At 60.7% G+C, this 14652-nt stretch carries 14 protein-coding genes; 8 read left to right on the top strand and 6 right to left on the bottom strand.

What is annotated here, in order from left to right; translation table 11 throughout:
• Nucleotides 1–68: 68 nt before the first annotated feature.
• Both ODQ19_RS24315 and ODQ19_RS24310 read right to left on the bottom strand, forming a co-directional pair.
• Entirely contained in the window at nucleotides 69–1019 is a 951-nt protein-coding gene (locus ODQ19_RS24315; RefSeq protein WP_330211418.1) for a FecR domain-containing protein, read from the bottom strand.
• Entirely contained in the window at nucleotides 1006–1521 is a 516-nt protein-coding gene (locus tag ODQ19_RS24310) for a sigma-70 family RNA polymerase sigma factor (RefSeq protein ID WP_116666035.1), read from the bottom strand. The genes ODQ19_RS24315 and ODQ19_RS24310 overlap by 14 nt, the downstream gene beginning before the upstream one ends.
• A gap of 169 nt (nucleotides 1522–1690) precedes the next feature.
• Between ODQ19_RS24310 and ODQ19_RS24305 the strand changes: the two genes are divergently transcribed.
• Entirely contained in the window at nucleotides 1691–2320 is a 630-nt protein-coding gene (locus ODQ19_RS24305; RefSeq protein ID WP_330211417.1) for a LysE family translocator, read from the top strand.
• Nucleotides 2321–3060: 740 nt separating this feature from the next.
• Here the strand turns inward: ODQ19_RS24305 and inhA are convergent.
• Nucleotides 3061–3741, bottom strand: a complete 681-nt coding sequence (gene inhA / locus ODQ19_RS24300; protein WP_019818712.1) for an isonitrile hydratase — start codon at nucleotides 3739–3741, stop codon at nucleotides 3061–3063.
• Between the two features lie 89 nt (nucleotides 3742–3830).
• Between inhA and ODQ19_RS24295 the strand changes: the two genes are divergently transcribed.
• Nucleotides 3831–4799 (top strand): GlxA family transcriptional regulator, encoded by a 969-nt coding sequence (locus ODQ19_RS24295; protein ID WP_330211416.1) that lies wholly within the window; start codon nucleotides 3831–3833, stop codon nucleotides 4797–4799.
• Here the strand turns inward: ODQ19_RS24295 and ODQ19_RS24290 are convergent.
• The 3 genes from ODQ19_RS24290 to ODQ19_RS24280 are packed head-to-tail and all read right to left on the bottom strand — an operon-like array spanning nucleotide 4785 to nucleotide 8303.
• Nucleotides 4785–5696 (bottom strand): alpha/beta fold hydrolase, encoded by a 912-nt coding sequence (locus ODQ19_RS24290; protein WP_330211415.1) that lies wholly within the window; start codon nucleotides 5694–5696, stop codon nucleotides 4785–4787. The genes ODQ19_RS24295 and ODQ19_RS24290 overlap by 15 nt on opposite strands.
• A complete protein-coding gene (locus tag ODQ19_RS24285; protein WP_330211414.1) occupies nucleotides 5684–7510 on the bottom strand; it encodes a glycoside hydrolase family 15 protein in 1827 nt (608 codons plus the stop codon). Before ODQ19_RS24285 ends, ODQ19_RS24290 begins: the two co-directional genes overlap by 13 nt.
• Nucleotides 7503–8303, bottom strand: coding sequence for a glucose 1-dehydrogenase (locus ODQ19_RS24280; RefSeq protein WP_116667317.1), 801 nt, complete (start codon nucleotides 8301–8303; stop codon nucleotides 7503–7505). Before ODQ19_RS24280 ends, ODQ19_RS24285 begins: the two co-directional genes overlap by 8 nt.
• A gap of 147 nt (nucleotides 8304–8450) precedes the next feature.
• Here ODQ19_RS24280 and ODQ19_RS24275 point away from each other — a divergent pair, with 147 nt between their 5' ends.
• From ODQ19_RS24275 to ODQ19_RS24250, 6 genes are all read left to right on the top strand, one after another.
• A complete protein-coding gene (locus tag ODQ19_RS24275) occupies nucleotides 8451–8852 on the top strand; it encodes a c-type cytochrome (RefSeq protein ID WP_330211431.1) in 402 nt (133 codons plus the stop codon).
• Nucleotides 8853–8931: 79 nt separating this feature from the next.
• A complete protein-coding gene (locus ODQ19_RS24270; RefSeq protein ID WP_330211413.1) occupies nucleotides 8932–9432 on the top strand; it encodes a sigma-70 family RNA polymerase sigma factor in 501 nt (166 codons plus the stop codon).
• Nucleotides 9433–9458: 26 nt separating this feature from the next.
• The gene (locus ODQ19_RS24265) at nucleotides 9459–10409 is read left to right on the top strand and encodes a FecR family protein (RefSeq protein WP_330211412.1); all 951 of its coding nucleotides are present in this window, start codon (nucleotides 9459–9461) and stop codon (nucleotides 10407–10409) included.
• 97 nt (nucleotides 10410–10506) lie between these two features.
• Nucleotides 10507–12900, top strand: coding sequence for a TonB-dependent siderophore receptor (locus ODQ19_RS24260; protein ID WP_330211411.1), 2394 nt, complete (start codon nucleotides 10507–10509; stop codon nucleotides 12898–12900).
• 234 nt (nucleotides 12901–13134) lie between these two features.
• The gene (locus tag ODQ19_RS24255) at nucleotides 13135–14157 is read left to right on the top strand and encodes a type III secretion effector protein (protein WP_330211410.1); all 1023 of its coding nucleotides are present in this window, start codon (nucleotides 13135–13137) and stop codon (nucleotides 14155–14157) included.
• A gap of 292 nt (nucleotides 14158–14449) precedes the next feature.
• Complete coding sequence (locus tag ODQ19_RS24250; protein ID WP_330211409.1) at nucleotides 14450–14617, top strand: type III secretion effector protein; 168 nt, start codon at nucleotides 14450–14452, stop codon at nucleotides 14615–14617.
• Nucleotides 14618–14652: the final 35 nt, after the last annotated feature.

Here is a 14652-nt window from a genome sequence, read left to right as displayed (position 1 = left end):
GCCTGTTGATCGGCCTTTCCTTACAGGTCGAATGGCAATGAGAATTCACCTCATTTATTTTTGGCCGGTCACGCGCGCGCGGAGACGGTTACCCAGTAACGGCTACGGTAGGTCACATCGATTGCCAGCGATTTCGCCACCAACTTGAGCACCTGGTCGGTGTCGTCCAGTTGGTAAGTGCCCGACACCCGCAGCCCCGCCACGGCTTCGCTGCAACGCAGCAACCCATTGCGATAGCGACCCAGCTCGGCCAGGAAGTCCTCCAGGCGCATATTGTGGGCGCTGATCACGCCGTCACTCCAGGCCCAAGGGTCCAGGCCGTTGTTGGGGGACGGGCGAATGCCGCTACGGTTGAACACCACTTGTTCGCCAGGCTTGATCACTTGGCGTGCCGTGCCGTCATGGCGGTCGGCAAACACCGCCACCGCCCCCTGCTGCACGGCTAGCAGAGTGCCTTGGGGTTCTTCGCGCACCAGCAAGCGCGTGCCGAGGGCGCGTAGGTAACCGTCGCGGGTATGCACCCATAGCGGACGGCGGTCGACGCCGGTATTGATCAATATTTCACCCTGGCGCAGGTTCACCAGCCGTTGTTCGGCGCTGGAGGTAATGTCGACGGCGCTGGCGCTGTTGAGCTGGACTTTGCTGCCATCCTCCAATGCTACCCAGCGCCGCTCGCCAGTGGCGGTGCGGTAGTCCGCCATCAAGGCGGGCAGGGGTGTGTAGTCGCGGCCCAGCCAGGCTAAACCTGCGGCGCCGGCAAACAGCCCGAGCAGTTTCAGGCCTTCACGACGGCTGATGTGCTGGCGTGCGCCGTCGAGTGCATGGCGACTGACATGCGCCGGCAAGTGGTTGAAATCGTCATTCAGGGTGGCGACCCGTTGCCAGGCCTGCTGATGCGCCTCGCTGGTCTGCAGCCACTGGTCAAAGGCCGCGGTGCTGGCGTCGTCGGCGGTGTTATAGCGCAGCTTGATCATCCACTGGATAGCCTGGTCGACCAGGCGCGAGTCAGGAGTCGGCATAGCGCAACCGGTAACAGGCGTGCAGCGCCTTGGACAGGTCGCGCTCAACTGTGGCCTTGGACACGCCCAGGCGCAGGGCGATCTGTGGGCAGGTCAGGCCGTCCAATTGGGCCAACAGAAACGCCTCGCGCACCCGTGGTTTGAGCTGGTCGAGCAAACGGTCGATGCGCTCCAGGCTGTCGAGGATCAGCAGCCGTGTTTCCTCGCTTGGCACCTCCATTTGCGCAAAGTGCGCCAGGCTTTCCAGGTAGGCGCGTTCCAGTTCGCGGCGCCGGTATTGGTCGATCATCAAGCTGCGCGCGATGCTGCTCAGGTACGCGCGCGGCTGCTGCAAGGTCTGTTGCTGACGCGCGTTGAGCAGGCGCACGAAGGTGTCCTGCGCGAGGTCAGCGGCGCGCTCATGGCAACCCGTGCGCCGGCTCAACCAGCCCCGGAGCCACGAATGGTGGGCTTGGTAAAGCTGGCCGATGGCGGCATGGTCCAGTGGGTGATCGCTCGACATGGTCATCCTGGCGCAGCAGGCTTAATTGATAATGTTTCGCATTCTAGACGTTGGTCGTGGCATTCAGCAATCACTGGGTTCGCTGCGTGAGCAATGTATCCAGCACAATTTTTTGTAGCGCCTGCCAGCGCCGATTAATCTGGATTTTTTCCCAGCGGACGGTTCAACCATGATCAGCCTCGTCACACTTGGCGTTTTTTCCGGCGCTGTGTTGCTGTTGCTGCTGTCACCGGGGCCGAACATGGCGTTTGTCATCAGCCAGGGTGTCACCCATGGCTGGCGCGGCGGCGTTGCTTCTGCCCTGGGCATTGGCGTGGCCGACCTGTTACTGACAGCGTTGACCGCCATGGGGGTAACTGCGTTGGTTGCCAGTTGGCCGCCAGCGTTCGACCTGATTCGTTACGCGGGCGTGATCTACCTGCTGTGGCTGGCCTTCAAAACCTTGCAGAAACGTCCCGGCCTGGACACCGCTCACGTCGGCCGCGTGGCGTTGGGCCGGGTGTTTCTGCAGGCCATGTTCAACAGTTTGCTCAATCCCAAGGCGTTGTTGTTTTTCATGGTGTTCCTGCCACAGTTTGTGCGGCCGGAGGCGGGGCCCATCGCCTTGCAACTGATGGTGCTGGGCGGCGTGCTGACGTTGATCGCGAGTGTGTTTCATGTGTTGTTGGGCCTGTTTGGCGGGGCGCTCAGCCGCTTCTTCGCCAAGCGCACCAAAAGCGCCTGGCTGCAGAAGTGGGGCTTGGCAGCGGTGCTGATGGCGTTGGCCGTGCGCTTGGCGGTGATGTCACGTCCTGCCTGAACACACGCAGGAAGCCAAACGAGTTTCTTCGTGGCGAGGGAGCTTGCTCCCGTGACGGCCTGCCAGTCGCTGCTCATTTACCTGACACCCCACAATCCAATTGTGGGAGCTGGCTTGCCTGCGATGACGACCTGACAGCCGACACTTCTCTACCTGACACCCCACGATCCAATTGTGGGAGCGGGCTTGCTCGCGAAGGCGGCGTGACAGTCGACACAGCTATACCGTGTACATATCCATTCCTGCGGTAACGGCCACTTAGGGTTCCGCCCTTACGGCGGCTCACTTTGCAAAAGCGGCAAAGTAAGCAAAACGCTCTTGCCCCACCACTCGGCACCTCGCCTAGGCTCGGTGTGCCCGAACACAGGCTTGAATCCGTGGGCCGCCGCCACGCGCCATCCATGGCGCGGGGCGGCTAACCCGGCGTCCTGCCGGGTTACCCACGAATTCAAGCCTGCGTTCGGCCAGCGTGGTTTAACGGGGCGCCTAAGATCAAAAGCAGATCAAGAGCAAGATCAAGAGCGACTCGCTTCGCATCGTGATTACTGTCGGCTACAACTGGACAGCCGTTGAGCACCGAAAGAATCAAAAGGAGTTTCGTACAGCGGACTAGGACTTACCTTACGTTCAAGCGTTGAAACCGATTTTTTCCCACGGACCTTTAAGGTTGCTGCTAGGAACAGGTCACGAGTCTTCCCCAGTCGCTGCAAATTCAGCGACCGGACGTGAGAAATCCAACTTCACCCCAACCGCGCAGCCGCTCGGGCCACAATCTCCCCACGCACTCTGCGTGACTCCACCGTGCGCTTGTTGGCTTCCTCCAGCACATGCCTGGGCGCCGTCTCCGGGCGGCCTGAGTCAAACGGTGGGGCCGGCGCGTATTCGATCTGCAGTTGCACCAGTTGCGCCGCCGCTTCGCTGTACAACTCCGCGGCCAAAGTCAGGGCAAAGTCGATGCCGGCGGTGATCCCGCCGCCGGTAAACAGGTTGCCGTCACGCACCACACGTTCCTGTACGGGAATAGCCCCGAGCGGGGCGAGCAGGTGGTGGTAGGCCCAATGGGTGGTGGCCTTGCGACCGCGCAGCAACCCTGCCGCGCCCAATACCAATGAGCCGGTACACACCGAGGTCATGTATCGCACTGTCTGGGCCTGGGCCTTGAGGAAATCCAGGGTTTGCGGGTCTTCCATTAACGGGCCCACACCGGCGCCGCCGGGTACGCAAAGCACATCCAGGTTCGGGCAGTCGGCATACGTGATGGTCGGCGTGAACACCAGGCCAGTGCTGGAGGTGATCGGCGCGAGGTCTTTCCACACCAGGTGCAGCTTCACGTCTGGCAGCGAACCGAGGACATCATAGGGGCCGGTCAGGTCCAGTTGCTGGATGCCGGGGAACAACAGAAAGCCGATCTGCAAGGTCATGATTCAAGCTCTGAAAAGGAATAGACGTCCTCACTGTAGAAGCCTAGGCTTTGGCGAGTACGCCATTGAGCCCACTAATCGCGCCAATCATGCCTAAAATTATTCATGTACTCGCTTTTGAAAATGCCCAGGTGCTCGATGTCACCGGGCCTCTGCAAGTGTTTGCGTCGGCTAATGACCTGTTGCGCCAACGGGGTTTACCGTTGCCCTACGCAGTGAACGTGATCGCCGCTCAGGCAGAACCGGTGAGGACGTCTGCCGGCCTGGCGCTGCTGGCTGATCCGCTGCCTGCCATCGACGCGCCTTGCGACACCCTGGTGATCGCCGGTGGCTGGGGCGTGTACGCTGCCGCCGAAGACCCGGCGCTGGTGCAATGGGTGCGCGATAAATCCCATTACACCCGGCGCATGGCTTCGGTGTGCACCGGAGCTTTTCTGCTGGCCGCCAGTGGTTTGCTCGATGGTTGCCGCGTGGCCACGCATTGGACGCGCTGTGAAGAACTGGCGCGCAAGTTCCCCACGCTCACGGTTGAGGCCAATCCGATTTTCATCCAGCAGGGCGCGGTGTGGACGTCTGCTGGTGTGACCGCCGGGATCGACCTGTGCCTGGCCCTGGTAGAGGATGACCTGGGGCGTGCGATTGCCCTGGAGGTGGCGCGCCACTTGGTGGTGTTCCTCAAGCGCCCTGGCGGTCAGTCGCAATTTAGCGTGACGTTATCCCTGCAAAAAAGCGACAGCCGTTTTGCCGAGCTGCACGCGTGGATCGCCGATAACCTGACGCTGGATCTGAGCATCGCCACCCTGGCAGCCCAGGCTGGCATGAGCGAGCGCAGCTTTGTGCGCCACTACCGCACCGAGACCGGCCAAACCCCGGCGCGCGCCGTGGAACTGATCCGCGTCGAAAACGCACGCCGGCAATTGGCAGACAGCACAACCTCCATCAAACGTATCGCCATGCAATGCGGGTTTGGCTGTGAAGAGACTTTGCGCCGCAGCTTTCTAAGGGCGTTGTCGGTGACGCCCCAGGCTTATCGGGAGCGTTTTTCACCGCTCCAGTAGTTCCAGCAAAGCTTGAAGCGTGACCTGGGGCGCTTCCTGGAAAACGTTATGACCCACGCCGGGCAACACCTGGCGGCGATAAAAACCGCTGAAGTGCTCCACGTCATCATCCTCCAGTGACGGCGGGCCCACACCGTCGTCGGCCCCGCATAACGCAATGCTGGGCACTGTTATCGCCGGTTGCGGCACCAGCGCCTGCTCGATGTATTCCAGCGCAGGATCACCCGGCGCATACATGAAGCGATGGCGATAGGAGTGAATCACCACCTCGACAAAATCCGGGTTATCAAACGACGGCGCGGTCAGGGCGTAGCGGCTTGGCCCTTCGGCCCAGGACGGTGACCACAGCGCCCACAGCAATTGGCAGAGTTCACGCCGGTTGGCCGTCAAGCCGTCGACCCCGCGCTGGGTGTGGAAGTAATACTGGTACCACAATCGATGCTCGGTTTCCGGTGCTCGAGGTTCGAGGGACTGGGCGATGTCCTGGATGTTGTAACCGTCCCCCGTCACCAAGCCGCTTACCCGCTCGGGCCACAGCGCCGCGACAATACACGCCGCGCGCCCACCCCAGTCATACCCGGCGAGAGTGGCCTGCTTAATGGACAGCGCATCCATGAAATCCAGCAGGTCCTTGGCCAACGCCGCCTGTTGGCCGGAGCGCATGACCTGGTCGTTGATAAACCGCGTCGGGCCATAACCGCGCAAATACGGGACCAACACCCGATAACCACGCTCGGCCAGCACCGGCGCGATTTCGTCATAACCGCGAGGGTCATAAGGGAAGCCATGCAGCAGGATCACCGGCTCGCCTGCGATGGGGCCGTGGGTTTCATAAGCCACGTCCAGCATGGACGTGCGCACATACAATAGCGGGGCAGGGGACGTCAGGGTTGCCATACAGTCTTCTCTCCACTGAGTTTGCGGTCCAGGAAGGTTGCCGCACTGATCAATGCCAGGTGGCTCAACGCCTGAGGTGTGTTGCCCAAGTGCCGAGCCTGGCTGTCGAATTCTTCGGCGTACAGTCCCAGCGGGTTGGCGTAGCGCAGCAGCTGTTCGAACTCCAGGTGAGCCTTTTCCACTTGCCCGGCGCGGGCCAGGCATTCCACGTACCAGAACGAGCAGGCGGCAAATGCGCCTTCGGTGCCTTGCAGGCCATCGATCTGGCTGTCGTCATTGCGGTAGCGGTAGACCATGCCGTCGCGCACCAGGCTTTTCTGGATCGCTTCCAGTGTCGATAGCCAGCGCGGGTCGGTGGCCGCAACGAAGCGCACCAGCGGCATCAACAGCATCGAGCCGTCCAGCGCCGTACTGCCGATATGCTGTACGAAATGCCCGCGTTCTTCGTTCCAGAAGTTGCTCCAGATGTCGGCGTAGATTGCCTGGCGTGTCTGGTCCCAGCGCGCGAACGGTGCGGGCAGCGAGCGTTTGGAGGCGAGGCGAATAGCTCGGTCCAAGGCCACCCAGCACATCAGGCGCGAGTGCAGGAAGTGGTGTTGCTCGCCGCGCATTTCCCAGATGCCTACGTCTTTGCGGTTCCAGATATCACACACTTGGTCGACCACTTCCACCGTATGTTTCCAGCCTTCGTGGGAAATGGCTTCGCCGTACTTGTTGACCAGATACACCGCATCCATCAGTTCGCCGTAGATATCCAGCTGGATCTGGTCGAACGCTTCGTTGCCCACGCGCACCGGCTGGGCGCCGCCGTGGCCGCTCAAATGATCGAGGGTGGTTTCCGGCAACTCCTGGCGACCGTCGATGCCGTAGAGAATATTGATTTTGGTTGGCTGGCCGCAGCAGTCGCTGACTCTGCCTTTGAGCCAGCGCATATAGGCGTTGGCTTCCTCGACAAACCCCAGGCGCATGAACGCGTAGACGGTAAACGACGCATCGCGTATCCAGGTATAGCGGTAATCCCAGTTGCGCTCGCCGCCGGGGCTTTCCGGCAGGCCGAAGGTGGCGGCGGCGATAATTGCGCCGTGCTTGCGCGAGGTCAAAAGCTTCAACGCCAAGGCCGAGCGGTTGACCATTTCGCGCCAGCGCCCACGGTAATTGGACTGGGAGATCCAGCCGCGCCAGAACTTGAGGGTGCGTTCCAGGTACAGGTCCGTGCAGTCGTTGACCACCCGCGGATCATCCTGGCCGCCGAGCACAAATTCGGCGCCCTCGTCCTGGGCCAGGGTGAAGCGGGATACGACTGAATTTTCTTCGAGGGTCAGCGGGTGGCTGCCTACCAGACGCAGGCCGGGCTGACCGTCGGCGCTGAACAGCACGCCGTTGTCATCGGCTGTGGTGTGGGTCTTGGCACGGGCGTAGTCGTGGCGCACGGCGCAACGCAGGTGCAGGTTGGCCTGGCCGCTGACCACCCGTACTCGGCGAATCAGCAAAGGCAGCTCGTCGACCTCTTCGCTGACCGCCAGCAGGTCGGTGACTTCTACCACCGCCGCGTCGCTGAGCCAGCGTGTTTGTAGTACGTTGGTGTCGGGCAGGTAGATCTGCTCGCGGCGGGCGTTGGGCAGGTCCGGGGTAAGCTGGAAGGTACCGGCGTCGGGTGTGTCGAGCAGTGCGCAGAAGATCGATGGGCTGTCGAATTCCGGCCAGCAGAAAAAGTCGATACTGCCACGGTCGTTTACCAGTGCGGCACTGCGCATGTCGCCGATGATGCCATGGGCATCAATGGCGCTTTGGGGCTCTGTCTTCAAATCAACCATTGCCACGAAACTCCGGATAAAGGCTCATGCCACCATCGATAAACAGCGTACTGCCGACCACATAATCAGAAGCATCGCTGGCTAGCCATACCACTGCATTGGCCACATCTTCTACATCACCGACGCGACCGTAAGGAATCAATTTGAGCAGCTCTTTTTCTGCCGCGCCTTCAGTGGCTGCGCGGTTGATCGCCGTGCGAATCGCCCCAGGCGCAATGCCGTTGATGCGGATGCGTTGCTCGCTGACTTCCTGGGCGAGGGTGCGCATCAGCATCTCCACGCCGCCCTTGGACGCCGCGTAGTTCACATGCCCGGCCCAGGGGATGACTTGATGCACCGAACTCATATGGATGATTTTGCCTGCCGCCCGTGACACACCTTCGCGAATACCCTGGCGATTGAAGATACGCACCGCCGCCCGCGCGCAGAGGAACTGCCCGGTGAGGTTGACGCCAATCACCGTGTTCCAATCCTCAAGGGTCATATCCACCAGATTGGCATCTTTTTGCAGGCCGGAGTTGGCCACCAGAATATCCAGATGGCCGAAGGCGTCGAGAGTTTGCGCGAATAGGCGTTCGACATCGGCCTCCTTGGACACATCGCCGCCGATGGCAAGCGCTCGGCCGCCGTTGGCATTGATCTGTGCGGCGAGGGCCTCAGCCGGTGCCGCCTGGGAGTTGTAGTTAAGCACCACCGCCGCGCCTGCTGCAGCCAGGGCGTTGGCCGCGCCCGCGCCAATACCGGAACTGGCCCCGGTGACCAGGGCCACTTGTTGCTGCAAGGAAATCTGCATCGCCCACCCACCGTTTTATGAGAGTCCTTCTTGCTGACTGGCGGCGGGGAGTGGAAGTTCACCCCCTGGCGCTTACGCCCAGCTCGGGCAAAAGCGCGACGTTGTCGTATGATGCTGAAAACAAAGGGCAATACAGGAAGCGATGGAATGCATGCGTGGGCCGATACCCGAGGGACGAAACTATTACTCAGCGGCGTATTAGCCGTTTTATCACTGATTCAGACAGCCTTGTGCGTCGCGGACAACAGCAATGGTAAAACGCTGTATCTACAGCGCTGCGCTGTGTGCCACGGGCCCGATATCAAAGGCACCGGGCCATTGGCTAAAAAAAGTAATCCGCCAACCCCCGACCTGACAACTGCCACCTTCAAGAAACGACTCCATGATTATCCGGGCGTTATCGTCTCCTCGGTCATCCTTCGCCCCAATGGCAACCTGATCCCCAAGACGCTGCAAGACAATGGCGTAAAGATCGCGCCACATGCCTGGAGCGTTAAAGACTTTCGCGATTTGCATCAATACATGAGTGAGGTCATTTCAAACAAATAGTGGGTGGGCGATGAGCAGCAATTGCCCCGCTTAATAGGAAGCATTACTATTCACGCCCCGCCTCCCCAGTGCTCTCGCGATGACTCCTCAGCCGCCCCGCAGAACAGGCTTTTTCGAGCACTACGAAGAGTTGATCGGCACCTGGACACGCCGCCTGAGAAACCGTCAGCAAGCCGAAGACCTTGCGCATGACACCTTCTTGCGGGTGCTTGAGTCCGCTGCCTGCAAGGTTGCTCAGCCACGCGCCTACCTGCATCAAACCGCACGCAATATTGCGGTGGATGCCTACCGCCGCGAAGACCGTCGCGAGGCGTTGACGCGGCAGGCGGTTGATCACAGCACGCCTTACAGTAGCGACCCGGAGCATTACATGCACGCGATCCAGTTGGCCGACGCCATCGAGCGGGCGCTGGCCGAGTTGCCGCTCAACTGTCGCAGAATTTTCATCTGGCAAAAGATCGAAGGGCTCACCCAGCAGGAAATCGCCACACGCCTGGGGCTGTCTAAAAACATGGTGGAAAAGTATATGATCCGCACCCTGCGGCATCTGCGTGATCGTCTGGATGCGAGCGCGCCATGACCGGCTTTGAAACAGGATCTTCCACGATGGATAACCGTGTCCGTGATGAGGCCGCGCAGTGGTTTGTACGCCTGCAAGACGGCCCATTAAGCGCCCAGGAACGTCAACGTTTCGATGCCTGGCGCAGGTCGCAGCCCGCGCATCAGTACGAAATCGATGTGCTGCAAGGCCTGTGGAGCGCTACGGATTTACTGCCCAAGGCCCGCTTGCAGGCGCTGGGCGATGCCCCGACCGAGCGCCTTGGGCGGCGTGCGCTGCTGCGTTATGCCGTGGCTGCCAGTGTGGTCGCCGTTGCAGTGGGCCTGGGTGCGTACAGCGGGCTGGGGCAGCCAAAGCCCTACAATGCCGAATTCAGCACGCGGTTAGGCGAGCATCGTCAGGTGACCTTGCCCGACGGTTCCGTGATGGACCTCAACAGCCGCAGCGTGGTCGCGGTTCACTACGAAAAGGGCCGGCGGGGCGTGGAGCTCAAGCAGGGCGAGGCGATGTTCAGCGTGCAGCATGACGCCGGCCGCCCGTTTGTGGTCGCAGCCGGCGCAGGGCAGGTGACCGTTACCGGCACGCGCTTTGATGTACGTCGGGATGCGGACCAGACCCGTGTAGCGGTCGAAGCCGGCACGGTCAAGGTGCAGGGCCAGGCGTCGGGTCACATCGTCACGCTCACCGCCGGCCATGGCACCCATGTCGACCGCCTCGGCCAAGTGGCAGCGGCCTACGAGGTGAACCCTGAAGCGCTGACTGCGTGGCGCAGCGGTAAACTGGTGTTTAACAACGCCACCCTGGCCGACGTGGCGCGGGAAGTGTCGCGCTACCGCGAGCAACCGCTGCGTGTCAGTACGGCAGCGGTGGGCAACCTGCGCTTGACCAGCGTCTTCAAATCCAGCGACACCGACGCCTTGCTCAAGGCCTTGCCCCACATCCTGCCGGTCGCCTTGCGCACTTTGCCGGACGGTAGTCAGGAAATTATTTCACGCTGACGTTCAGGTTTTTTTCGAGTTCTTCGTCTTCTCCTGCAACTGCAACTGGTTTGCATTAACGGCTGCGCATGCTTGCGATCACAGGACTAGGCTCGACGTGAAAAAACTTGCCCCCCACAACAACAAAATTTCCCGCTGGGCGCCCTTGGCCCTGGCCGTTGCCATCAGTACTGCACAGGCTGCCGAGGGCATCCACATTCGTGCCCAACCCCTGGGCGCAGCCCTGAGCCAGTTGGGCCAGCAGACCTCGCTGCAAGTGTTCTTCAGCCCCGATATGGTTGCCGGCAAGCAAGCCCCCGCGGTCGATGGTAACCTCTCGCCCGAACAAGCCCTGCGCCAATTGCTGCAAGGCAGTGGCCTGGATTACCAGATTGACGCCGGCTCCGTGACCTTGCGCCCGGTGAGCAACGGCACCGGTGAAGCCGGCTCGCCTCTGGAACTGGGTGTGACCGACATCAAGGTGGTAGGCGACTGGCTCGCCGATGCCGATGCCGAAGTGGTGCAGAACCACCCCGGCGCGCGCACGGTCATTCGCCGCGAGGCCATGGTAGAGCAGGGCGCGATGAACGTCGGTGATGTGCTGCGCCGTGTGCCTGGCGTGCAAGTGCAGGAATCCAACGGTACCGGCGGCAGTGATATTTCCCTCAATGTCGGTGTGCGCGGGCTGACGTCACGTCTGTCGCCGCGCTCCACCGTGCTGATCGACGGCGTACCGGCGGCGTTCGCTCCCTACGGCCAGCCACAGCTCTCGATGGCGCCGATTTCTGCCGGCAACCTGGAAAGTATCGACGTTGTCCGTGGCGCGGGTTCGGTGCGTTATGGGCCACAGAACGTTGGCGGCGTGATCAACTTCGTAACCCGTGCGATCCCGCAAGACTTCTCCGGGGAAGTCGGCACCACCCTGCAAACCTCCGCCCACGGGGGCTGGAAACATGTGGAGAACGCCTTTGTCGGCGGCACGGCCGACAACGGTATCGGTGCCGCGCTGCTGTACTCAGGGGTCAACGGCAACGGCTACCGCAACAGCAACAACGGCAACGACATCGATGACGTGATCTTCAAGACCCACTGGGCGCCGACCGAGCAAGACGATTTCTCGCTGAACTTCCACTACTACGATGCCAGCGCCGATATGCCCGGCGGCCTGACCCAGAAGCAGTTCGACGCCAACCCGTACCAGTCGGTACGCGACTGGGACAACTTCAGCGGGCGCCGCAAGGACGTGTCGTTCAAGTACATCCGCCAGATCGACGACCGCACCCAGGCCGAAGTGCTGACTTACTATTCTGACAGTTTCCGTGGCAGCAACATTGCCAACCGCGACCTCAAGACCCTCAGTTCCTACCCGCGCACCTACTACACCTTCGGCATCGAGCCGCGTGTGTCCCATGTGTTTGACCTGGGGCCCAGCACCCAGGAAGTCAGTGTGGGCTATCGCTACCTCAAAGAAGGCATGCACGAGGAGGCCACCAGCCTGAACCTGGTCAACAACGTGCCGACGCCGGGCGGGCAGAGCGACGGTCATGTCTATCAGGACCGCACGGGGGGCACTGAAGCCAATGCCTTCTATATCGATAACAAAATCGATATTGGCAAATGGACCATCACCCCCGGCATTCGCTTCGAAGACATCCGCACCGAATGGCATGATCGCCCGGTCGTGGCCCTGAATGGCAAGCGTACCGAGGAAAAACGCCGCGAGGTCCACAACAACGAACCGCTGCCGGCGCTGAGCGTGATGTACCACGTGTCTGACGCCTGGAAATTGTTCGCCAACTACGAAACCTCCTTCGGCAGCCTGCAGTATTTCCAACTGGGCCAGGGCGGTACCGGCGACCAGACGGCCAACGGCCTGAACCCGGAAAAGGCCAAGACCTACGAAATCGGTACGCGCTATAACGACAGCGTCTGGGGCGGCGAAGTGACGCTGTTCTACATCGACTTCTCGGATGAACTGCAATACGTCAGCAATGACGTGGGCTGGACCAACCTTGGCGCCACCAAGCACAGCGGTATCGAAGCATCGGGCCATTACGACCTGTCCAACCTCGACCCGCGCCTCGACGGCCTGACCGCTAACGCGGGCTTCACCTACACCAAGGCCACCTCCGAAGGCGATGTGCCGTTCAAGGGCCGAGACCTGCCACTGTATTCCCGCCAAGTGGCGACTCTGGGCCTGCGCTACGACATCAACCACTGGACCCACAACCTGGATGTCTATGCCCAGTCCGGCCAGCGCGCGCCAGGCACCGGAACCACCTACATCACCCAAGGCACCGCGGATGGCCAATACGGTGATATCCCAGGGTATGTCTCGGTCAACGTGCGCAGCGGTTATGACTTCGGCGCGCAGTTGTCGAACCTGAAGCTGGGTGTGGGCGTGAAAAACGTCTTCGACCAGCAGCATTTCACGCGCTCCAGCGATAACAATGCCGGCTTGTACCTGGGCGAGCCTCGCACCTTCTTTGTACAGGCAAGCGTCGGGTTCTGATCTGTCGTCGCTGGGAAAAATCGCAACCTCAGGGGGGCGATTTTTTTTGCCTGGGCAAAGCGCTCCGTCCACTCATTGCTGCAAGACCACACTCTGTTTCCTACATCACCACAGCACAGATTATGGCTGGATCAGGAACTGATTCCGACGCAACACCACACATGGGAAAGCTGATGGGCTTCGACACTGCGTTGGAGCGACAAGCTGAAAATCGCCCACTGTATGGAGAAACTTATGTCGGTATCGATGTTGGATACACCCGTCTCTGCTTCATCAACGCCTGACCTTTCACAGGCCAGTGCCAAGGCCGAGGTCAAAAACACTCGCCAGGCTCCGGCGTCGCCTTCCTTCACTGGTCAGAATGCTGCCCATGTGAATTTTCAATCCGGGGCCAACAAAGCCGGGCCGGTATTCGGTAACCCTCAGGCACCCACCGCCGCGGCTGACGTGCCTGGGCATCATCACCGACCACCGGCGATGCAGAATTTCCTGAACCAACTCCAGCACTGGATCAGTCATTGGTTCTCCGGGCATCGGCCGTCTATGCATCCTGGCTGTGGGCATCCGCCGCCAAAGCCGAACCCAGGTTGCAGCAACCCGCCACCCAGGCCGAACCCCATTGGGAGTAATCCGCCACCGAGGCCGGACCCCACTGCAGGTCGGCCGTATCCGCCCGCCCCCGGCAGGCCTGATCCGCAGTACTCGCTGAAAAATAGAGAAGAGTTGGCGCAGCAGTTGCGCGATAGCTTCAACGCCTTCAGAGACCCGAAGAACCCTGGCTCCATTAGCGTTGACAGCATTCTTGCAATGGCAAAAAGAGGGTGGTCGCCCAACCCGGTCATGAACGAGAACATTCGCCTGGCCAATGAGCTGCTACGACGTCCGGAACTGATGGCCGCATTGGACCGGCACGGTTCCACGGGCGCTTTGGATGGCCTGATCGACCGGCACAGCCTGAACGCGGTAATCAAAGGAGAAAACTACTTCAAGTACAAGACCGACAAAGAACTGGCCGGTGAGCTGCTTGAGCATTTCGACGAGTTGAAAAACGGGAGCGGGGGCTCAAGCCTTAAAATCCGCGACCTGAAAAAGTGGGCCCGCCAGCCACTTACCGGCGACGCAGCCAAGGACCATCTGATCCAGTTGGCCCAGGAAATGCTCAAGCGCAGTGATCTGCTTGAGAAAATGGATAACCGCGCCAGTAAAGATGACGACGGGAAGATCAGCCGTACAGGACTGTACTTGTTGTCCCGCTGACCGCTCTTCAGGCGCCGCCTCTCGGGGGGCGGCGCCAGTCCAATATGTTTCAAGGAACGAATTACGCCCATTTGCCACAGAGGTGATACTTGCGGTTGTAATTCGACCCGCCGCTTTTCAGATTCTGAATGAGGGAAAACATATGACTTCAGCCTCGTTTAATTCTTCCCCAAATGGTCCCATCGACCTGTTGCGCAGTACCCAACGTACAAGTCCACCAGTATCCAAGGAGCGCGGCCCCTCGCGTAGCCTCCCTTTTGCGTCGACGGAATATGAAGCAGAAGCACGGCGTATGAAGGCTTATGCCGGCGAGCGTAGATTCCAGGCGCCCGTGTCGGACGACTTTTCCCGGGGCATGCTGGCAGACCCGCACATCAGGGGGGAGGGCACCGATTCGTTGAGCGACACGGGGTTGATTAATTGCCTGGCAGGCTGGTGGCGTAGGCGCAAGCTGGGTTAACCACGGCTGACGCCGGTTTTACATATTGTCATTGG

Origin of the sequence: Pseudomonas sp. AM4(2022) (assembly GCF_036346515.1) — a bacterium.
In the GTDB taxonomy this organism is placed as follows: domain Bacteria; phylum Pseudomonadota; class Gammaproteobacteria; order Pseudomonadales; family Pseudomonadaceae; genus Aquipseudomonas; species Aquipseudomonas paracarnis.
Note: the sequence above shows the minus strand (reverse complement) of the source record. Positions and strands in the feature narration are given on the sequence as shown.